The following is a 19,909-nucleotide window of genomic DNA, read 5'->3' as shown; positions in this document are numbered from 1 at the left end:
CGCCAGCCCCACCCCGACCGCCTCGCCGAGCACCGACCGCGTCACCTGCCCGCGCGACGCCCCGACCGCCCGCAGCAGCGCCAGCTCCCTGACCCGCCCGCTCACCAGCATGGCGAACGTGTTGAAGACGATGAACGAGCCGACGAACACCGCGATCACGGCGAAGACCAGGAGGAACGTCCGCATCGCGGTGAGGACCGTCTTCAGCGGCCCGGCCTGCTCGCCGACGGCCGCGCGCCCGGTGACCGCCTCGACGCCCGGCGGAAGCGCCGCGGCCACCGCGTCCCGCAGCCGCTCCTGCGAGACGCCGTCGTCCGCGTGCACGACGATCCGCGCGTAGGCGCCCGGATCGCCCGTCCCCGAACCGTCGGCCAGCAGCCGGGCCGCGGCGCCGGGCGCGAACGCGGTCATCGAGAGCTGGTCGCCCAGCGCCGAGTCACCCACCTTGAACAGGCCCGTGAGCCGGAAGGCGCGGGTGCCCGCCCGCAGCGCCACCGTGACCCGGTCGCCGATGCGGTACCCGGCGTCGCGGGCGGTCGTCACGTCGGTCGCGATCTCGTCAGGTCGGTCGGGCGGCCTGCCGGCGGTGAGGCGGGGGAGCGACAGGTCCGGATCGTCGTTCCACGCCACGCCGGTCTGCGGCTCCGCGCCGGCGATCCCGCCCTGCCGATCCACGACGGCGGCGAAGCCCTCGACCACGCCGTGCGCCTTGGCGACGCCGTCCACGCCCAGGACGGTCTCCAGCACCGGGGCGGGGACGGGACGCTCGGGCGCCCGCTCACCCAGCCCCGGCTCGAACGCGCGATCGGCCCGGACGACCACGTCCGTGCCGCGTCCCAGATCCTCGAAGGCGCGGTCGAACGAGCGGTCCAGCGTGGCGGAGAAGATCAGGGTCCCGGCGACGAACGCGACACCCGCCACGACCACGACCATCGACAGCAGCAGGCGGGCGCGGTGCGCGAGCAGGCCCCGGAGTACGAGCTTGACCATGCCGCCGATTCCAGCCGGGCGGGGCGGTCCCGCGGCAGCGCGAATGGTCGCGTCCGCCCCCTACGGACGGGCCGCAGGACGCAACTTTCGTAGGGTGGCAGGCAGGGTCCGGATGCGTACGGTGTGGTTGTGCGCCTGCCTTCGCCGCATCCCCTCCTCACACGGCTCCTCCCGCCTGGACGGTCCCGGGACCGGGTGGCCGACGCCGGCGTCGTGCTGATGGCCTCGGCCCAGACCTGGTGGACGGTCGCGAGCCCGGACGCGATGGTCAGCCCCCACGGAGGTGCGTCGCTGGTGCTGTTCCTGGTGCCCGCCCTCGCGCTGGTGTTCCGGCGCCGCGCTCCCATGACGGTCGCGTGGATCACCGCCGGGCTCGCCGCGCTCGTGTGGCTGATGGAGCTGGCCGCGCCGGGGACGCTGCTGCGCGTGGACGCCGACCAGTCCCTCGAACCGGCGATCTGGTGGCCGCCGACCGCGCCGCTGGCCGCGTACGCGGTGATGGCGTTCCCCCGCGAGGGCGCCCGGCCCGTCTGGGTCCGCTGGCTGCCGGTCGCCGCGCTGCTCGTCCCGATCGGGGTCCTGGACGACGTCCTCCCCGAGTCCGCCCTGCGGCGCATGAGCGTGCAGGAGACCGGAAGCGTCGACGGGATCGTCTTCCGCAGCGTGGCCGTCGTGATCGGCGGGGCGCTGATCGGCATGTACGTCGCCGCCCGCCGCCGCGTTCTGCAGGGCCTCACCGAGCGGGCGGAACGCGCCGAGCGTGAGCGGCACCTGCTGGCCGAGCAGGCCCGCGCGGAGGAGCGCGCCCGGCTCGCCGCCGAGATGCACGACGTCGTGGCGCACCGCGTGACGCTGATGGTGCTGCAGGCGGGGGCGCTGCGCGTGCGGGCGCCGGACGAGCCGACCCGCTCCGCCGCCGAAGAGCTGCGCGGCACCGGCTGCCGGGCTCTCGAAGAGCTCCGCGACGTCATCGGGCTCCTGCGCCGCGACCCCGAGGGGGCGGCCACGGCCCCCGCGGAGCCGCTGCCCGACCTGTCCGTGCTGGTCGCGGAGTCCGTCGCGGTCGGCGTCCCGGTCGAGCTGGCCGAGCGGGGCGAGCCGCCGGCGGCCTCGCCCGCCGTCGGCCGCACCGCGTACCGGATCGTCCAGGAGGCGCTGACCAACGCGCGCAAGCACGCGCCGGGCGCCGCCGTCCACGTGGAGGTCCGCTACCGCACCGACGGCGTGACGCTGATCGTGCGCAACGCCGCCGCGTCCCGCGAGCCCGACACCGAACTGGCGGCCAGCGGGTCCGGAATGGGCCTGGCGGGCCTCCGCGAACGCGTCGAGCTGATCGGCGGGACGTTCACGGCCGGCCCGCACGCGGGCGGCTTCCACGTCGAGGCGTCACTGCCCGCCTACCTGCCCGCCGCCGAGCCGTCCCCGTGATCACGGTCCTGCTCGTGGACGACGAGCCGATGGTGTGCGCGCACCTGCGCACCATCCTCGGCGCGGCCGACGACATCGAGGTGGTCGGGGAGGCGCACGACGGGGCCGCCGGCGTCGAGGCCGTCGTCCGGTACCGGCCGCACGTGGTGCTCATGGACCTGCGGATGCCGGGCGTGGACGGCCTCGCCGCGACCGAGCGGATCGCCGCGCTGCGCGCCCCGCCCGCCGTCGTCGCGCTGACCACGTTCGACGCCGACGAGTACGTCATCCGCGCGCTGCGCGCGGGCGCGGCGGGATTCCTGCTGAAGTCGACGCCGCCGCAGGACCTGGTGAAGCTCGTCCGGGTCGCCGCCGACGGGCACACCGTGATGTCGGCGGCCGCGACCATGCGGCTGCTCGGTTCGGCCGACTCCCGCACGTCCGGCCGCGACAGTGTCCGCGCCCTCGTAGGCGGCCTTACCGAGCGGGAGACGCAGGTGCTGGCCTGCCTCGGCGAGGGACTGCCCAACGCGCGGATCGCCGGACGCCTCCACATCAGCGAGGCCACCGTCAAGGGGTACGTCTCCCGCCTTCTCGACAAGCTCGGCTGCGCCAACCGGACCCAGGCCGGCCTCTTGGCTCGAGAGGCCGGCTTGCGCTGACCCGGTTCAGGTGCGGGAGCGGCGTGCGCCGAAGGCCAGGGTGATCGCGCGGATCATCCAGATGACCAGCGCGATCTGCAGGACGGCCAGGAACCCCGCGCCGGCGCCGACCGTGAGGGTCAGCACGAGGAACACCGTGAGCAGCAGCGGGAACGCCGGGAACGGCGGCCCGTGCCGGTGGCCCCGCGCCATGTGCCCATGCCGGTGGTGGTGCCGCCAGGCCGGATGCCCCGGGCCGCCGAACATCACCGCCCCGCCCGGCCCCCACGGGACGGGCGCCCGCGCCTGCTCTCCGAGGGCCGGCATGCCCGTGGGGTCGGGCAGGTCGCGGACGAGGGTGCGCAGGTCACCGCGCGTCTTGGCGGACAGCACGGCCTCCATGCGCTCGTCCAGCTCCCCGCGGTCCAGGCGGCCCGCGGCGAAGTGGTCGTGCATGGCGACCATGACCGCGTCGCGTTCGGCGTCGCCGATGCGGATCTCATCCTGGCGTGCCACGGTCACTCCTCGGTGTCGTGGGCCGTCGGGCCCGCGTCGTCGGTGTCGTCGGGGCCGTCCGAGCTGTCGTAGTGCAGGTCGTCGGCCAGGATGCGGTAGAGGCTGCGCCGCGTGTCCGACAGGACGTCCCTGGCCTGGGTGACCTGCTCCGCCGACCCGGAGTGGACGATCTGCATCACCGCGGCCCCGGTCTGCGCGGCCTGCTTGAACAGCTCGGGGACGCCCTCGCCGTACTCGGGCGTCATCTCCGCCCACGGTTCGGACAGCCGCGCGGCGTTCTCCTCGACGTAGGCGCGGCCCTCGCCGGTGAGGTGGAAGGACCGGCGGCCGGCGGCCTCCTCGCCCGCGATCAGGCCCTCGTCCGCGAGCTGCTGGAGCGCCGGGTAGACCGCGCCCGGACTCGGCTTCCACGCGCCGTCGCTGCGCTCGTTGATCTCCTGGATGATCTGGTATCCGTTGCGCGGCTCCTCGGCGAGCAGGACGAGGATCGCCGCGCGGACGTTCCCCTTGCGCGCCTTGGGTCCACGTCCCCACGGGGCGCCCCGTCCGCGCGCCCAGGGCGGGCGGGGGCCGGGTCCGAAGCCGCCGGGCGGGCCCCACGGCCCCGGACCGGGCCCGCCGCCGAACAGCCAGCCGAGGTTCGGGATGTCGCCGCGTCCCCAGGGACCGCCGTGTCCGTGCCTGTGTCCCATGTTCTGCACCACCTTCTGAGATCTCTCTATGATCTCTCGCGATACGCCAACGATATATCGTAGACGTGCGAGTTGGCCAGATTGTTCCCGGTAGAAGTACGTCCCCGCGACGGCCGAACCGGACAAGGTCCCCGGATAGCTGCATCACGGTCTGATCGCAGAAAACTTGGGTAACAGCCGTATGGGGAGGACGATGGGCGCACAGGAAGCGGTGACCGTGCCGGACACGGTGCTCAAGGCGGAGGCGGCGGGCCGGACGCGGCCCAGCGCCCGTAAGGAACTGCTGCTCGGGCTCCTGCTGTTCGGCGTGTACGTCCTGGTCGCCAGGCTCCCCGAGCACGCCAGGGCCGGGCCCGCGCGCGAGCACGGCCTCGCGATCTACGACCTTGAGAAGGCCCTGCACATCGACATCGAGCTGTCGCTCAACGGATGGCTCGCCCAGCAGGGCATCGTGCGGGTGCTCGCGAACTACGAGTACGCGATCACCTACATCGCCAGCGCGCTCGCCCTGCTGTTCTGGCTGTTCTTACGCCACCCCGAGCGGTACCGGACGGCCCGCAACGCGTTCATCCTGATGAACCTCGCCGGCCTGACCTGCTTCGTGCTCTATCCCGTCATGCCGCCGCGGCTCATGCCCGAGCTCGGGTTCATCGACACCGTCTACCTCGGCGGCACCTGGGGGTCGTGGGGGTCGCCGCTGGTCGAGCACGCCGACCAGCTGGCGGCGGTGCCGTCGCTGCACATGGCCTGGACGATGTGGGTCGGCGTCGAACTCGCCCGCGTGAACGCCAAGCGCTGGGTGCAGGTGCTCAACGTCGTGCACATCCTCGTGACCCTCTACGTCATCATGGCCACCGCGAACCACTTCCTGCTGGACGCGTTCGCCGCCGTGCCGTTCGTCGTCATCCCCGTGTACATCGCCGAGCGCATCTCCGGCCCGCCGGTCCCGAAGGTCGAGGGACCGGACGCGTTCTTCATGGCCGTGGAGACGCCCGCGGCGCCCCAGCAGGCGGGCGGCGTCATCATGCTGGACACCTCGCGCCGCGAGGTCGGCCGCGCCGACCTCGTCCGGGAGATCCGCGCGCGGATCGACGGGCTGCCCCGGTTCCGGCAGCGGCTCGCCGGACGCGGGCGCTGGCGCCGGCCCGCCTGGCGCGACCACGACCCGGTCGACTGGGAGTGGCACGTCGCCGAACGGCACGTCGACGGCATGGCCGGCCTGCGCGCCGCCGTCGCCGAACTCCAGTCCGAGGCCCTGCCGCTGGACCGGCCGCCGTGGCGCATGGTCGTCATGAAGGGCGCCGAGCCCGGCCGCACCGCCGTGGTCTACCTGATGCACCACGTGGTCGCCGACGGCGTCGGCATCGTCGCGCAGGCGGTGTACCTGATGGAGCCGCCGCCCGAGCCCGTCCCCCCGCTGCCGCGCAGGCCGCTGCGCAAGGCCGTCGCGACCGTGGTCGGGCTCGGCCAGCTCGCCACCGCCGTCACGCGCCCGGAGCGGCTGCCCGCCGGGGGCACGTCCGAGCGCCGGTTCAGCACCATGCGCCTCCCGCTGGCGGAGGTCCGGGACATCGGACGCCGCTACGGCGCCCGCGTCACCGACGTCGTCCTGTGCGCGGTCGCGGGCGCCCTGAACCGGGCCGTCAGCGAGGAGGACGGGCGGCCCGGCACGTGCCGCGTCGCGGTGCCGCTGATGATGCGGCCGCCGGGCAGCGCCATGGTCGGCAACCACACCACCGCCGTCATGGTGGACCTGCCCACGGGGAAGATGGCCGAGACCGACCGCCTCGCCGTGATCGCCGAGCGCGGCCGCGTCCTGCGGTCCGGTACCCGGGCGCAGGCCGCGTGGTTCGTCATGTGGCAGGCGGGACGGCTGATGCCGCCGCCGCTGCACGCCCGCTTCGCCCGCATGTCCTACAGCGGCCGCTTCCTCCAGGGAACCGTGTCGAGCCTGCCCGCCACAGACCGGCCGCAGAGCCTGGCCGGCGCGCCCCTCACCGCCGTGTACCCGATCGTCCCGCTCGCGCCCGGCGCGCCGTTCGCGATCGCCGGGCTGGGCATCGACGGCGAGCTGTGCTTCGGCCTCTCCCTCGACCCCGGGCTGACCGACGACGCCGACGCGCTGATGGCGGCCGTCGACGACGTGATCGAGGAACTGCGCAACGGGCCGGCGTGACCTACACGCTGCGCACGGCTCGCACGGACTCCTTCAGCGAACCCATCGTCGCGAACACCGCGGTGGGCTCGTAGCCGCAGTGCGCCATGCAGTTCGCGCACCGGTCGTCGCGCCCGCGCCCGTAGGCGTCCCAGTCGGTCGTCTCGACGAGCTCCCGGTAGGTGTCGACGTAGCCGTCGTCCATCAGGTAGCAGGGACGCTGCCAGCCCTTCAGCGAGTACGACGGGATCGCCCACGCCGTGCACGGGAAGTCGGTCTTCCCTTCGAGGAAGTCCAGGAACAGCGGCGAGTGGTTGAACCGCCAGCGTTTGCGCCGCCCGTCCGCGAAGGCCTTGCGGAACAGGTTCCGGGTCTCCTGCACGCCGAGGAAGTGGTCCTGGTCGGGTGCCTTCTCGTAGGCGTACGCGGGCGAGATCATCATCTGGTCGACGCGCAGGTCGTCGTTGAGGTAGTCGAGGACGTCGATGACGGTCTGCGGGGTGTCGGTGTTGAACACGGTCGTGTTCGTCGTGACCCGGAACCCGCGCTCCTGGCACATCCTGACCGCGTCCACCGCCTGGTCGAACACGCCCTCCTTGCAGACGGACGCGTCGTGCCGCTCGCGCAGCCCGTCGATGTGCACGGCCCACGCGAAGTAGCGGGACGGCTCGAACTCGTCGATCTTCTTCGGGATCAGCGCCGCGTTCGTGCACAGGAACACGTACCGCTTCATCCTGATCAGCTCGGCGACCAGCTCGCCGATCCGCGGATGCATCAGCGGCTCGCCGCCCGCGATCGAGACCATCGGCGCGCCGCACTCGCGGATCGCCGCGACGGCCTGCTCGACCGGCATCCGCTGCTTCAGCACGTCCGCCGGATGCTGGATCTTCCCGCAGCCCGCGCACGCCAGGTTGCACGCGTACAGCGGCTCCAGCTCCACGATCAGCGGGAACTTCGACCGTCCCGCCAGCTTGTTGCGCAGGACGTATCCGCCGACCCGCAGGCTCTGGCGCAATGGCATCGCCATGTCTCACGCACCTTCCAGGTACCGGCCGAGCGCCGAAAGCGGGAACACCAGCCGGTACAGGTGGTAGTTGATGTAGAAGTCGCCGGGGAATCCGGTGCCGGTGAAGTGGTCCTCGTCCCACGTCCCGTCCGGGCGCTGGTGCTCGGCCAGCCAGCGGATCCCGCGTTCGACGGCCCGGCCGCGCTCGCCCGCGGCGAGCAGCGCCATCAGCGCCCACGCGGTCTGCGACGGCGTCGACAGGCCGTGCCCGATCCACGACCGGTCGCGGTAGGAGCGCAGGTCCTCGCCCCAGCCGCCGTCGTCGCGCTGGTGGCGTTCCAGCCACCCCACCGCGTCCCGGATCGCGGGCTTGCCGGGCCGGACGCCCGCCGCGATCAGCGCGGGCACGACGGCTCCCGTCCCGTACACGTGGTTGGCGCCCCACCGGCCGAACCACGACCCGTCCGCCTCCTGCGCCTTCAGCAGCCACACCACGGCCCGCTTCACCGTCAGCGAGTCGGCCATGCCGCGGTGCGACATCGCCTCCACGACGTGCGCGGTGACGTCGGCGGACGGCGGGTCGATCACCTCGCCGAAGTCGCAGAACGGCAGCTTGCGGCACAGGGCGCGGGTGTTGTCGGCGTCGAACGCGCCGAACCCGCCGTCCCCGGACGCCATCCCGGCCATCCAGCGGACGCCCCGCTCGATCGCCGGCTCCGCCTCCGGGTGCCGGACGCGGTTCAGCGCGATGACCGCCTCGGCGGTGTCGTCGGTGTCGGGGTAGCAGTCGTTGTCGAACTCGAACGCCCAGCCGCCCGGCGGCAGGTCGGGGCGCCGCACCGACCAGTCCCCGGGGCCCTTGACCTCCTCGCCGATCACCCAGTCCGCGGCCCGCTCCAGCGCCGGGTGCCCGGCCGGCAGGCCGGCGTCGGCGAGCGCGTTCATGGCGAGGACGGTGTCCCAGACGGGGGACTGGCACGCTTCAAGGCGCCGCCCCTTCTCGTCCCGGATCGTGAAGCGTTCGAGCCCCTCCAGGCCGCGCCGCATGACGGGATGGTCGAGGCCGTAGCCCATGAGGTGCAGCGCGAGCAGCGAGTACACCCAGGGCGGCTGGATCCCGCCCCACGACCCGTCCCGCTCCTGCCGCGCGATGATCCAGTCGGCCGCGCGGCGCAGCGCGGCCCGCCGCAGCGGCTTCACGGGCCGCCGCTCGTACACGTGCAGGGCCTTGTCGAGCCCCTTGAACGCCTCGTCCCACCCGGGCAGGCCCGGCTCCCGGCGCCTCGGGACGTGGTAGTCGGGCGTCAGCTCGTCCAGCCCGAACGGCAGCGGCCGGACGGGACGGAACGCGCCGACTACCGCCAGCGGGACGATCGTCTGCCGCGCCCAGCACGCCCAGTCGTAGACGTTCAGCGGGAACCAGCGCGGCAGGAACATCATCTCCGGCGGCAGCACCGGCAGGTCGGCCCAGGACCACTCGCCGAACATCGCGAGCCAGAACCGCGTGAACACGCGGGTCGCCGGGATGCCGCCCTCGCTGCGGATGTAGGCGGCGGCGCGGATCATGTGGCCCGCGTCGGGCCGGTCCCCGGCGAGCCGCAGCGCCACGTACGCCTCGACGGTCGTGGACAGGTCGGGCGGGCCGTCGTGGAACGTGGCCCAGGTGCCGTCCGGGGCCTGCCGCGACCGGATCCAGCGTGCCGTCTCGCCCGTGTCGCCGCCCGTGTCGCCGCTGTCGCGGATGCCGAGGAACTCGCGCAGCAGCAGGTCCTCGGCGTCCATCGTCACGTTGGTCTGCAGTTCGCCCTTCCACCAGCCCTCCGGCGACTGGAGGAGCAGGAGGTGCTCGCGCGCGGCCTCCAGCGCCTCGGCCGCCGTCCGGGACACGGTGCCCGTCTCTACCGCTGTCATCAGTGGTCCCTGCTTGTGACGAAGTCGGCGATGTGCAGGAAGCCGGTGCGGACCGGCTCGGGCAGCTTGGCCGTGATCAGATGCTCGGCGGCGCGCTGGATGCGGCTCTCGGCCTCCATCTCGGCCCAGGCGCGCCCACCGGCCGCCTCCACCAGCGCGGCGGTCTCGGCCAGCTCGGCCTCGGACAGCTCCTCCCCGGACCGGGCGGGACGCCCGTACAGGTCGGCGAGCTGCGAGGCCTCGGGCGTGTCGGAGTTCAGCGCGGCCACGACCGGCAGCGACATCTTGCGGGAACGCAGGTCCGACAGCGCGGGCTTGCCGGTCGCCGCGGGATCGCCCCAGATGCCGAGCAGGTCGTCGGCGAGCTGGAAGGCGATCCCGAGGTCGGCTCCGAACGCCTCCAGCGCGCCGGACAGGGCCTCGGACGCCCCGTCCAGGACGGCTCCGATCGAGCACGAGCACGCCAGCAGCGCCGCGGTCTTGTCGGACGCCATCGACACGCACTCGTCCAGGCTGATCCGCCTCTGCGTCTCGAAGTCCATGTCGAGCGCCTGGCCCGCGATGAGCCGGCGCGTGGCGGCGGCCAGCGCGCGCGCCGCCCGCGCCGAGCCCTGGCCGGGCGCCTCCAGCAGGACCTCGCCGGCGAGGGCGAGCAGCGCGTCCCCGGCCAGGATCGCCGGCGCCTCGCCGAAGACCGTCCAGGCCGCCGGGCGATGCCGGCGTGTCCGGTCGCCGTCCATGATGTCGTCGTGCAGGAGCGAGAACGCGTGGGTCAGCTCGACCGCGACCGCGCCGGGCAGCGCGCTCTCCTGCGGCGCCACGGCGGCACGGGCCGACAGCAGCGCCAGCGCCGGGCGCAGCGCCTTGCCGGCGGGCGCCTTGTGCGGACGGCCCTCCTTGTCCGTCCAGCCGAAGTGGTAGGCCGCGACACGGTAGGTGCGCGGATCGAGCCGGCCGACCGCGGCGCGCAGCGCCCCGTCGACCAGCTCGCGGACATCGGTCATCGAAACCGGTTCGGCAGTCACCGGTCCCTCACCCCCTCCAGGTGGCGGCGGACCAGGCGGGCGGCGGTGAGGCCGCTGCGCACTGCTCCCTCCATGGTGTCGGGCCAGCCCGTGTCGGTCCACGCGCCGGCCAGGAACAGGCCCGGCGCCCGCGTCGCGGCGCCGGGGCGGGCGCCCGCGCTGCCGGGACCCTGCCGGAACGTCGCCCGCCGCTCGCGCGTGACGAACAGGTCGCGGACCCGCGCGTCCCGCGCGGCGGGCAGCAGCCGGCGCAGCTCGGGGACGAACCGGGCGCGTATCTCGGCGGTCGGCATGTCGATCCAGCGGTCCGCCGCCGACAGCGAGATCGCGAGGTACTGGCCGCGTCGCAGCCCGCTGACCGCCGTGCGGTCGAACATCCACTGCGCGGGCGAGCCGACGGCGGCGGCGAACGGCTCGTCCATGACCTTCCGGTCGTAGACGACGTGCACGTTCACGATCGGGCTGGCGTCCAGCTCGGGCCAGCGCAGCGGGTCGGGCAGCGCCTGCGCGGGCAGCAGCCGCGCCGCCGCCTCGTGCGGCACCGCCATGATCACCGCGTCGGCGGCCACCGGGACGCCGTCCACGACGACCTTCGGGTCGGTGGTGACCGCCTCGACCTTCGCCTTGAGCCGGACGGTCCCGCCCATCTCCGCGATCCGCCGCAGCGCCGGGCCGCCGTGCAGTTCCTCCAGCGGGACGAGCGGGAGCCCGATGTCGGCGGCGTCGGCGCGCCCGAACAGGGCGCGGCGGCACACCATCGCCGACAGGCCGAGCGCCGCCTCGTCCACCTCGGCGTTCAGGGCGGAGGTGAGGAACAGCCCCCACAGCGCCTGCCGCGCCCAGGGCCGCTGCCCGCGGTCGGCCAGCCACGCGCCCGCCGGGACGGCGTCAAGCGCCGGATCGGACGGGTCGAGCCTCCGCAGCCCGACCGACGCGCGCACCGCCCGGATCCGGTCGGCCGGCGACAGCGGCGCGTACCCGGCCAGCGCGGGCAGCAGGTGCAGCGGGCTCGGCAGCCTCGACCGTCTCAGCCGCGCCGGCTCGCTGCCGGGCAGCAGGACGGGGACGTCGAACCGGTCCTGTACCTCCACCAGGTGGTCGGCGCGCAGCCTGCGCAGGAGCCCCTGGTACGCCGAGCAGCACCGCAGGAAGACGTGCTGCCCGTTGTCGACGCACAGCTCCCCGCGCAGGAACGAGTGCGTGGCGCCGCCCAGCCAGGGGCGTGACTCCACGAGGGTGACCGGCACCCCCGCCTCCCGAAGCGCGAGCGCCGAGCTGATGCCCGCGAGCCCGCCGCCCACGATCACGACGCTCACCGCTCCACCCCCGACAGCGAGCGCGCCGCCACGACCGCCTTCTGCCACGTCGGCAGCGACATCCGCGTGTTCAGCGCGACCGACGGCTGCGCCGCGATGTTCTCCAGCAGCCGCCGGTAGATGCCCGCCATCGCCGCCGTGCAGGCGGCGCTGCGCCGGTCCAGCAGCGGCAGCAGCCGCAGTCCCTCGGCGTACCAGGCACGTGCCCGCTCGGCCTGGAAGCCGATCAGCTCGTTCAGCCGCCACGGCGGGTCGACGAACGTGCCGGACTCGTCCAGCTCCAGCGTGCAGCGGAACCGTTTCAGGTCCTCCGCGGGGATGTAGATCCGCCCGGCGAGCCGGTCCTCACGCAGGTCCCGCAGGATGTTGGTGAGCTGGAGCGCGACGCCGAGCGAGTCCGCCAGGCCCTCCGCCCGCTGCCGCCCGTCCGACCCGAACACCGAGAGCGACAGCCGCCCGACCGTCCCGGCGACCCGCTGGCAGTAGCGCAGCAGGTCGTCGAACGTGTCGTAGTCGGCGCCCCGCACGTCGTCCTCGCACCCGTCGATCAGCTCGTCGAACGCGTCCAGCGGGATCGGGTAGCGGCCCGACGCGTCCGCCAGCGCGGTCAGCACCGGGTGCCCCTCCAGCGCGGCGACGTCGGCGCGCCGCCGCAGCACGTCCTGCACGGTCGCCAGCCGCCGCCGCGACCGGTCGAGCAGGTCGAGCCGCACGCACGCGGGCTCCGGGCCGTCCCCGACGTCGTCGACGCCGCGGGCGAACGCGTAGATCGCGCTCATCGCCCGCCGCTTCGGGACGGGCATCAGCCGGATCCCGTAGGAGAAGTTGCGGGCCTCCTCGCGCACCACCCGCTCGCAGTGCCGGTACGCCTCACAAACCCGTTCGGAACGCTCGCAGGTCTCCGAAACCGTCATCACTTCGCTCCCCACTTTCCGGCCGCGTGCACCCATCGGGCCAGGACCCCGGCCCGCCGCGGTCGCAGCGGGCGCGCGAGTACGTCGTAGCGGCCGCGCGCCAGGGCCGACAGCGCCTCGCGCCCCCCGGCCACGTAGCCCGCCACGGCGAACCGCGCCCATCCGGTCAGGCCCGCCATCAGCGGCGCGGCCCCACGTTCCAGCAGTTCGGCGGCGCGGCCGGCCTCCAGCGCCAGGACGCCCCGCAGCCGTGTCGGCGTCACCGGCCGGGCCAGGTCGTCCTCGCCGCAGCCGAACCGCCGCAGATCCTCGCCGGGCAGGTAGACCCGCCCGTTCCGGTAGTCCTCCCCGGCGTCCTGGCAGTGCTCGATGAGCTGCAGCGCGGTGCAGACGTCGTCGGACGCCGCCACCAGCGCGGGCCGGTGGACGCGGAACAGGTGGAGGACGATGCGCCCTACGGGCGCGGCCGACAGGGCGCAGTACTCGGTGACGTCCGCGAACGTCTCGTACCGGTGGACGGCCTGGTCCTGCCGGTTAGCCCTGACCAGGTCGCGGAACGGCTCCTCCGGGAGCCGGTGGGCGTGCACGGTCCCGGCCAGCCTCCGTAACTGCGGCAGGTTCGGGGTCCGTCCGGTGAACACGCGGTCCAGGTCGTCGTCCACGAGGCCGAGGAGCTTGGCGCGCTGCTCCCGCGGCGCTTCGTCGCCGATGTCGTCGACGAGGCGCGCGAAGCCGTAGACGGCCCGCAGCCCGGTGCGGTGCCGGACGGGCAGCAGCCGCGCCGCGACGGGGAAGTTCTCCCGCGCGGCGAGCCGGTCCAGCGCGCGGTCGTGCTCGTCGGCGCTCCAGGGCGATTCAATGATCACCTTCATGGGATCGACCGGACCGGCACTAGAGAAACTCTGGCCAAGGTATGGACTTCTTGAAACGCGGCGTGCCGGACCCGGACCGTTCCCGAGCCGGAGTCGCCCCGAGGGTTGACCTTGACCCCGCCGACGTGCGATAACAATGTTACGTCTAGAAAACGCCGTTACTGCAGGGAGGGTCGATGGCGGGCAACGCCACAACCGGCACCGCGGCTCCGAGCGCGTTCGAGCTGGCGCAGCGGCAGGGCGACGAGGCGATCCGCACCACGCTGCTGGACGCCGCCAGCCGCCTCCTGGCCGCCGAGGGCCCGCAGGCGCTCGCGCTGCGCCGGATCGCCGCCGAAGTCGGCTGCTCCACCACCGTCCTGTACCGCATGTTCGGCGGCAAGGCCGGGCTCACCGAGGCCCTCTACATCGAGGGCTTCCAGCGGTTCCGCAGGTGCCTCGCCGCCGTCCCCCACGACCCCGACCCACGCGTCCACCTCCGCGAACTCGGGCTCGCCTACCGGGACAACGCGCTCGCCGAACGCAACTACTACGGGCTGATGTTCGGCGAGCCGGTCCCCGGGTTCCAGCCAGGCGAGAAGGCCCTGCTCACCGCGCTGTCCGCCTACACGATCCTGGAGGACGCGGTGGCCGCCTGCGCCGCCGCGGGCCTGCTCACCGACGCCGACCCGCGGCACGTCGCCGTGTCGTTCTGGGCGAGCGTCCACGGATTCGTCAGCCTCGAACTCAACGGCCACCTGCCCGACGCGGACGCGATCCTCGACACCCTCATGCTGGGCATATCGTCCGGCTTCTTCGTCACCCCCCGGAAGTGAGGTCACCATGGCCAACCCGTACCTGGAAGGGCTTCTCGCGCCCGTCACCGAGGAGGTCACCGTCCATGACCTGCCCGTCACCGGGCGGATCCCGTCCGGGCTGCGCGGCCGCTACCTGCGCATCGGGCCGAACCCGCTCGAGATCGGAGACGATTCGTCCTACCACTGGTTCCTCGGCGACGGCATGGTGCACGGCATCCGCCTCCGCGACGGCCGCGCGGAGTGGTACCGCAACCGCTGGGTCCGCTCGCAGAAGGTGGCGGAGAATCTCGGCGAGCGATGGCCCGCCGGTCCCGTGGTCGAGGACTTCGACTTCGCCCCCAACACCCACGTGATCCAGCACGCCGGAGACACCCTCGCGCTCGTCGAGGCCGGGGCCAGGCCGTACCGGCTCGACCACGAACTGAACACGCTGGGCCCATGCGACTTCGGCGGAACCCTCAAGGGCGGCTACACGGCCCACCCCAAGGAGGATCCCGCCACGGGCGAACTGCACGCCATCGGGTACTTCTTCGGCTGGGAGCACCTGGAGTACACGGTCCGGAGCGCGGCCGGCGAGATCGTCCGCTCGGTGGAGATCCCGGTGCCGGACGGCCCGATGGTCCACGACTTCGCGCTCACGGAGAAGTACGTCGTCATCTACGACCTGCCCATCACGTTCTCCATGGAGATGGCCGAAGCCGGGGCGGGCCTCCCGTACACGTGGAACGACGCCCATCCCGCACGCGTCGGCGTGATGCCGCGTGCCGGCGGCGCCGACGACGTGCGCTGGATCGACATCCCGCCCTGCTGGGTCTTCCACACCCTCAACGCCTACGACGACGGTGACCGCGTGGTCGTGGACCTGGTCCGCTTCCCGAGCTTCATGCACGGCGGCAAGCTGGAGGGCAACCCGCCTCCGGCGCTGGACCGCTGGACGATCGACCCCGCCGCGGGGAAGGCCGTCCAGGAGACCATCGACGACCGTGCCCAGGAGTTCCCGCGCATGGACGAGCGGCTCGTCACGCGCCGCCACCGGTACGGCTACACCGTGGCCGAGAACGTGGCCGAGAACGTCGTCGGGAACGAGGGCGGCGGGGGCCTGATGAAGCACGACTACGAGCGCGGATCGGCCGAGACGCGGCTGTTCCCGGCCGGCGCCGGTGTCGGGGAGGCCGTCTTCATCCCGTCCGCGCCCGACTCCGCCGAGGACGACGGCTACCTGATGACCCTGGCGTTCGATCCCGCCCGGCAGGCCACCGACCTGGTCATCATCGCTTCGCAGGACTTCACCGGCGAACCCGTCGCCACCGTCCACCTCCCGGTCCGCGTCCCCCTGGGCTTCCACGGCTCCTGGGCCCCCGACCTCGGCTGAGCCTCAGGGCACGCGGGGGAGAAGCCGGAACGCCACGTCGAGAGGGCGGCCGCCAGTCGCGGGCGACGGCGTCCACTTTGCCGCGGGTCGTTAGCATCGGGGGATGCCGACCCATGAGCGTGAGATCACCGAGGCCGTGGATCTGTGCCTGCCGAACGGGCGGCTGAACCCGGAGGCGGTGGGCTGGACGCGGCGGCCGCTGCACCGGGCCAACCTGCGCGGCTGGGGGCGGGCCAAGCGCTGGGAGTACTGGGGCATCGTCACGCCCCGGCACATCATCGGGCTCGTGGCCTCGTCGCTGGACTACGCCGGGGTGCACGGCGTGTGGGTGCTGGATCGCGAGACCGGCGAGGAGGTCGCCAAGGACGCGGTCGTGCCGCTCGCGCGGGGCGCCGTCTTCCCCGACCGCAGCGGTGCGGGGGAGGCGTCAGTGCGCGGCGGGGGAGTGGCGGTCGGCGTGCGGCAGCGTCCCGGCGGGTCCCGGCTGCGGGCCCTCGCGCCCGGCGTGGGCTTCGGTCTCGACGCCGAGATCTCGCTGCCGGACGGTCACGAGTCGCTGGGAGTGGTGATCCCGTGGGGGCGCCGGCGGTTCCAGTACACGCTGAAGGACGTCGGGCGGCCGGTGACCGGGTCGCTGCGGCTCCCGTCCGGCGAGCACGAGATCGGGGAGGGCGCGTTCGCGGTCCTTGACCACGGGCGCGGCAAATGGCCGTACCGGATGACGTGGAACTGGGCGGCGGCGAGCGGGCCGGGGCTGGCGCTGCAGTTCGGCGGCAAGTGGACGGACGGCACCGGCATGACGGAGAACGCGGTGTTCGTCGACGGGCGCCTGCACAAGATCGGCGAAGAGCTCGACTGGAACTACGACCGTACCGACTGGATGCGTCCCTGGACGATCAGCGGCAGCCGGGTCGAGGTCGAGTTCCGCCCGTTCCACGAGAAGGTCGCGCGCACCGAGCTGGGCATCGTCGGCACCGACACCCACCAGTGCTTCGGGCACTTCAGCGGGCGCGTGCAGGCCGACGACGGGACGTGGATCGACGTCGACGGCCTCACCGGGTGGGCGGAGGAGGCCCGCCAGCGCTGGTGAGGCGGAGCCGGGCGTTGACCGAGCGCACCAGGTCCACGGGGAGCTTGCACACCTCGCGGTCGTAGGTGAGCAGGCCGTTCAGCTCGTCCTCGACGTCGGAGAGCTGGGTGTAGACGGTCGCGCTGAGACCTCGCGGGATCGCCGGGACGATCTGCTGCGCGTGCAGCCGGGTGAACGCGGCCCCGAGGCGTTCGGGGGAGTCGTAGCGCTTGTAGCCGAAGTCCTTGTCGTTGAAGGCGTGGCCGTCCGTCCGCAGGTTGTATCCGCCGTATTCGGACAGGACGAGCACGCGCGGGTCGGTCCGGCGGGGCACGCGGAAACGCCGGAAGTAGACGTGCAGGCTGCGCAGGTCGCCCGCGCCCTGGTCGTGCCAGCCGCTCGCGTGGTCCACGGTCCGGGTGGGGTCGAGCGCCTTGACCTCGGCGGCGATCTCGGCCGCGTCGAACTGGCCCCAGCCTTCGTTGAACGGCACCCAGACGGCGATGCTCACGACGTTGCGGAGATGCTCGACGGTCTCCCGCGTCTCCTCGCGGAACCGTTGGCGGCCGCCGGCGTCGTCGCGGCCGAACCGGGCGTGCCTGCCGTCGCTCAGCCGCAGCGGCGAGACGGCCGGTGCGGTGATGACCTCCGGGCGGTACGGGCCACCGCCGTTGACCATGTCCTGCCAAACGAGGATGCCGAGGCGGTCGCAGTGGTGGTACCAGCGCAGCGGCTCCACCTTGATGTGCTTGCGCAGCATGGTGAAGCCGAGCCGCTTCATCGTGGCGATGTCGTGCACCATCGCCTCGTCGGACGGCGGGGTGTACATGCCGTCCGGCCAGTAGCCCTGGTCGAGGATCCCGGCGTGGAAGTACGGGCGGCCGTTGAGCAGCAGCCGCGGCACGCCGTGCTCGTCGGGGCCGACGCCGAACGACCGCATGCCGACGTAGCCGTCGACGCGGTCGTCGCCGAGCCGGACCGTGATGTCGTAGAGGAAGGGGTCTTCGGGGCTCCACGGGCGGACGTCCGGTATCGGGATCCGGACCGCCTCGTTCGGGATCGCGCCGGCGCGGGCGACGACCTCGCCGCCCGCGTGGACCTCGATGCGGGCCTGCCGGTCCGCATCGGCGTGGACCGTCACTTCGACCGATGACTCGTCCAGGTGTGGGACGAGCGTCAGCCGCTCGACGTGGATCTCCGGCACGCACTCGATCCACACCGTCTGCCAGATGCCGGACTGCGCGGTGTACCAGATGCCGCCGCGCTTGAGCTTCTGCTTCCCCCACCCGCGGTCGCCGGTGTCGGACGGGTCGCGCACCTCGACGACGAGCACGCCGGACCCGTCCCGCAGGGCGTCGGTGATGTCGAAGCAGAACGGCAGGTAGCCGCCCTCGTGGCGGCCCACCTCGCTGTCGTTGACGAGAACCCGGCAGGTCTGGTCGACCGCGCCGAAATGCAGCAGGACGCGGTGCCCTTCGGGACGGAACCCGTCCGGGATGCCGACGGTGCGCCGGTACCAGAGCGTCTCGTCCGGGAGGAGCTGCCGCCCGACGCCCGACAGCGGCGACTCGGGCGAGAACGGCACGATGATCTGGCCGTCGTACTCCGCCGGCTCCCGCCCGTCCTGGCCTGCGAACGCGTACTCCCAGCGTCCGTTCAGGTTGAGGTGGCCGGCGCGGACGAGTTGTGGCCGCGGGTACTCGGGAAGCACCGCGTCCGGGTCGAGCGCGGAGCCCCACCGCGTCAGCAGCGTCATGCGACGGCCTCCCTCTCCTTCTTGGCCGCGTCCCGCCGCAGCGCGAGCACCGGCGGGACGATCAGCACCAGCACCGCCGCCGCGGCCAGGAAGATCGCCGGGGTCGGCACGTGCTTGAGGACGCCCAGGTCCTCGTAGCGCTCGTCGGCCCCCTTGATGACCGCGGCACCGAGATACGGTCCGATGATCATAGGGATGAGGATGGCGAACACCATCCGCAGTCCCTGGACGTGCCCGGCCCGCCCGGGCGGCGTGTAGTCCCGGACGAGCGCGCCGACGGGGGCCAGCACGAGCATGAACCCCGACATCAGCACCAGCCCGGCGCCCATCACCGCGATCATGTCGCGGGCGAGCGGCATCAGCAGCAGCCCTGCCCCGTACACCGCGATCGCCGGTGCGAGGAACCGTACCTTCCCGACCCGGTCGATGACCCGCCCGAACGCGACGCTGACGGCGGACGCGCCGGTCAGCACGACCGCCAGCACCAGCGCGTAGCCGGCGATGTCGAGGTACCGCTCCAGGTAGATGATCAGGTACGGCAGGAAGACCTGCGTGGAGATGCCCCACACGCACCACGCGGACAGCGCGAAGTACAGACCGGGGTTGGCCCGCATGGCGCTGGGACGCAGGCCGTGCACGAGGGCGTTCAGGTATCCCTCGCTCTGCCGCTTCACCGGCTGGTCCTGGACGAACAACCACGCCACGACCCCGGCCGCCGCGATGATCAGCCCGATGACGAGGAAGAACAGCGACCACCGGCCGTCCCGCGTCAGCCAGTCGAAGCCGCCGAACACCACCAGCATCGACATCAGCGGCATGATCGCCAGCACCGCCTCGACCCGCCCGCGGTTCCGCGTCCGCGTCACGTCCGTCGTCCACGCCTGGAACGCCGCGTCGTTCGCGCCCGAGCCGAGGAACGACATCACGCAGTCGAGCAGGATGATGGTGATCACGGCGACCGCGACGGCGTCGGCCACGGGCGCGACCGCCGCCATGGAATCGACGCTGACCAGCCCGAACGCCGCCGTGCACAGCCCCCAGACGACGTATCCGCCGGCGATGAAGGCGCGGCGGCGTCCCAGCCGGTCCGACAGCGCCCCGATCGTCAGCGTCGCCACCGTGGCCGCGGCCGCGCTCGCCGCGACCATCGCCGCGATCACGTCGGGGTTCCCGCTGATCTCCTCGTGGACGAACACGTTGAGGTACATGTTCTCGACCGTCCAGGCGAGCTGCCCGACGAAACCGAGCACGATCAGCATCGTCCAGACCCGCCGCCCCAGCGGAACGGCCTTATCGCTCGTCACAGGAGGGAACGGTACAAGGGGTACTTACTGGATGGCCCACCCGAGGTGTTCCTCCAGGTGGGCGGCGACGCCGGGCCGGGCCTCTTAACGTCCTTTCAGCGTTCCCTTAAGCCTCGGATAAGCGGGCGAACGCGGTGTCCCGGTGGACCTCTCCGGGCGGCGGACG

The 19,909-nt window shown here is 73.0% G+C and carries 17 protein-coding genes; 6 read left to right on the top strand and 11 right to left on the bottom strand.

Annotation, left to right across the window (positions count from 1 at the left end; translation table 11 throughout):
• On the bottom strand, positions 1 to 990 hold a 990-nt coding region (locus tag E1285_RS09085; protein WP_132150062.1), incomplete at its 3' end, for an ABC transporter permease.
• Positions 991 to 1,119: 129 nt separating this feature from the next.
• Between E1285_RS09085 and E1285_RS09080 the strand changes: the two genes are divergently transcribed.
• Together E1285_RS09080 and E1285_RS09075 are read left to right on the top strand one after the other, a co-directional pair.
• Positions 1,120 to 2,418, top strand: coding sequence for a histidine kinase (locus tag E1285_RS09080; RefSeq protein ID WP_207946490.1), 1,299 nt, complete (start codon positions 1,120 to 1,122; stop codon positions 2,416 to 2,418).
• The gene (locus tag E1285_RS09075; protein WP_132150060.1) at positions 2,415 to 3,059 is read left to right on the top strand and encodes a response regulator transcription factor; all 645 of its coding nucleotides are present in this window, start codon (positions 2,415 to 2,417) and stop codon (positions 3,057 to 3,059) included. Before E1285_RS09080 ends, E1285_RS09075 begins: the two co-directional genes overlap by 4 nt.
• A gap of 6 nt (positions 3,060 to 3,065) precedes the next feature.
• Here the strand turns inward: E1285_RS09075 and E1285_RS09070 are convergent, their stop codons facing one another.
• Both E1285_RS09070 and E1285_RS09065 read right to left on the bottom strand, forming a co-directional pair.
• Positions 3,066 to 3,554 carry a DUF1707 domain-containing protein gene (locus E1285_RS09070; RefSeq protein ID WP_132150058.1) on the bottom strand — a complete coding sequence of 163 codons (489 nt, stop codon included), beginning with the start codon at positions 3,552 to 3,554 and terminating at the stop codon, positions 3,066 to 3,068.
• A 2-nt stretch (positions 3,555 to 3,556) separates the two neighbouring features.
• Positions 3,557 to 4,246 carry a PadR family transcriptional regulator gene (locus E1285_RS09065; protein ID WP_132150056.1) on the bottom strand — a complete coding sequence of 230 codons (690 nt, stop codon included), beginning with the start codon at positions 4,244 to 4,246 and terminating at the stop codon, positions 3,557 to 3,559.
• Positions 4,247 to 4,439: 193 nt separating this feature from the next.
• Between E1285_RS09065 and E1285_RS09060 the strand changes: the two genes are divergently transcribed.
• The gene (locus tag E1285_RS09060) at positions 4,440 to 6,422 is read left to right on the top strand and encodes a phosphatase PAP2 family protein (protein ID WP_165966524.1); all 1,983 of its coding nucleotides are present in this window, start codon (positions 4,440 to 4,442) and stop codon (positions 6,420 to 6,422) included.
• Between the two features lies 1 nt (position 6,423).
• Here the strand turns inward: E1285_RS09060 and hpnH are convergent, their stop codons facing one another.
• The 6 genes from hpnH to hpnC are packed head-to-tail and all read right to left on the bottom strand — an operon-like array spanning position 6,424 to position 13,445.
• Positions 6,424 to 7,428, bottom strand: coding sequence for an adenosyl-hopene transferase HpnH (gene hpnH / locus E1285_RS09055; protein ID WP_132150052.1), 1,005 nt, complete (start codon positions 7,426 to 7,428; stop codon positions 6,424 to 6,426).
• A 3-nt stretch (positions 7,429 to 7,431) separates the two neighbouring features.
• The gene (gene shc, locus E1285_RS09050) at positions 7,432 to 9,318 is read right to left on the bottom strand and encodes a squalene--hopene cyclase (RefSeq protein ID WP_132150050.1); all 1,887 of its coding nucleotides are present in this window, start codon (positions 9,316 to 9,318) and stop codon (positions 7,432 to 7,434) included.
• Positions 9,318 to 10,343 (bottom strand): polyprenyl synthetase family protein, encoded by a 1,026-nt coding sequence (locus tag E1285_RS09045; RefSeq protein ID WP_132150048.1) that lies wholly within the window; start codon positions 10,341 to 10,343, stop codon positions 9,318 to 9,320. Before E1285_RS09045 ends, shc begins: the two co-directional genes overlap by 1 nt.
• Positions 10,340 to 11,659 carry a hydroxysqualene dehydroxylase HpnE gene (gene hpnE / locus E1285_RS09040; RefSeq protein ID WP_243722655.1) on the bottom strand — a complete coding sequence of 440 codons (1,320 nt, stop codon included), beginning with the start codon at positions 11,657 to 11,659 and terminating at the stop codon, positions 10,340 to 10,342. The genes E1285_RS09045 and hpnE overlap by 4 nt, the downstream gene beginning before the upstream one ends.
• Positions 11,656 to 12,573 carry a squalene/phytoene synthase family protein gene (locus E1285_RS09035; protein WP_132150046.1) on the bottom strand — a complete coding sequence of 306 codons (918 nt, stop codon included), beginning with the start codon at positions 12,571 to 12,573 and terminating at the stop codon, positions 11,656 to 11,658. The genes hpnE and E1285_RS09035 overlap by 4 nt, the downstream gene beginning before the upstream one ends.
• Positions 12,573 to 13,445: a squalene synthase HpnC gene (gene hpnC, locus E1285_RS09030; protein WP_132150044.1), complete on the bottom strand. Its 873-nt coding sequence runs from the start codon at positions 13,443 to 13,445 to the stop codon at positions 12,573 to 12,575. Before hpnC ends, E1285_RS09035 begins: the two co-directional genes overlap by 1 nt.
• 176 nt (positions 13,446 to 13,621) lie before the next feature.
• Here hpnC and E1285_RS09025 point away from each other — a divergent pair, with 176 nt between their 5' ends.
• The 3 genes from E1285_RS09025 to E1285_RS09015 all read left to right on the top strand — a co-directional run bounded on the left by E1285_RS09025 (position 13,622) and on the right by E1285_RS09015 (position 16,704).
• Positions 13,622 to 14,260, top strand: coding sequence for a TetR/AcrR family transcriptional regulator (locus E1285_RS09025; protein ID WP_132150042.1), 639 nt, complete (start codon positions 13,622 to 13,624; stop codon positions 14,258 to 14,260).
• A 7-nt stretch (positions 14,261 to 14,267) separates the two neighbouring features.
• On the top strand, positions 14,268 to 15,614 hold the full coding sequence (locus E1285_RS09020; RefSeq protein WP_132150040.1) for a carotenoid oxygenase family protein: 1,347 nt from the start codon (positions 14,268 to 14,270) through the stop codon (positions 15,612 to 15,614).
• A gap of 103 nt (positions 15,615 to 15,717) precedes the next feature.
• On the top strand, positions 15,718 to 16,704 hold the full coding sequence (locus tag E1285_RS09015; RefSeq protein WP_132150038.1) for a DUF2804 domain-containing protein: 987 nt from the start codon (positions 15,718 to 15,720) through the stop codon (positions 16,702 to 16,704).
• Here the strand turns inward: E1285_RS09015 and E1285_RS09010 are convergent.
• Both E1285_RS09010 and E1285_RS09005 read right to left on the bottom strand, forming a co-directional pair.
• Positions 16,667 to 18,439, bottom strand: a complete 1,773-nt coding sequence (locus E1285_RS09010; protein ID WP_132150036.1) for a sugar-binding domain-containing protein — start codon at positions 18,437 to 18,439, stop codon at positions 16,667 to 16,669. The two genes, E1285_RS09015 and E1285_RS09010, sit on opposite strands and share 38 nt — an antisense overlap.
• Positions 18,436 to 19,743 (bottom strand): MFS transporter, encoded by a 1,308-nt coding sequence (locus E1285_RS09005; RefSeq protein WP_207946489.1) that lies wholly within the window; start codon positions 19,741 to 19,743, stop codon positions 18,436 to 18,438. Before E1285_RS09005 ends, E1285_RS09010 begins: the two co-directional genes overlap by 4 nt.
• Between the last annotated feature and the right edge of the window lie 166 nt (positions 19,744 to 19,909).

Source organism: Actinomadura sp. 7K507 (assembly GCF_004348425.1).
In the GTDB taxonomy this organism is placed as follows: domain Bacteria; phylum Actinomycetota; class Actinomycetes; order Streptosporangiales; family Streptosporangiaceae; genus Spirillospora.
This window is presented reverse-complemented; position numbering and strand designations above follow the sequence as displayed.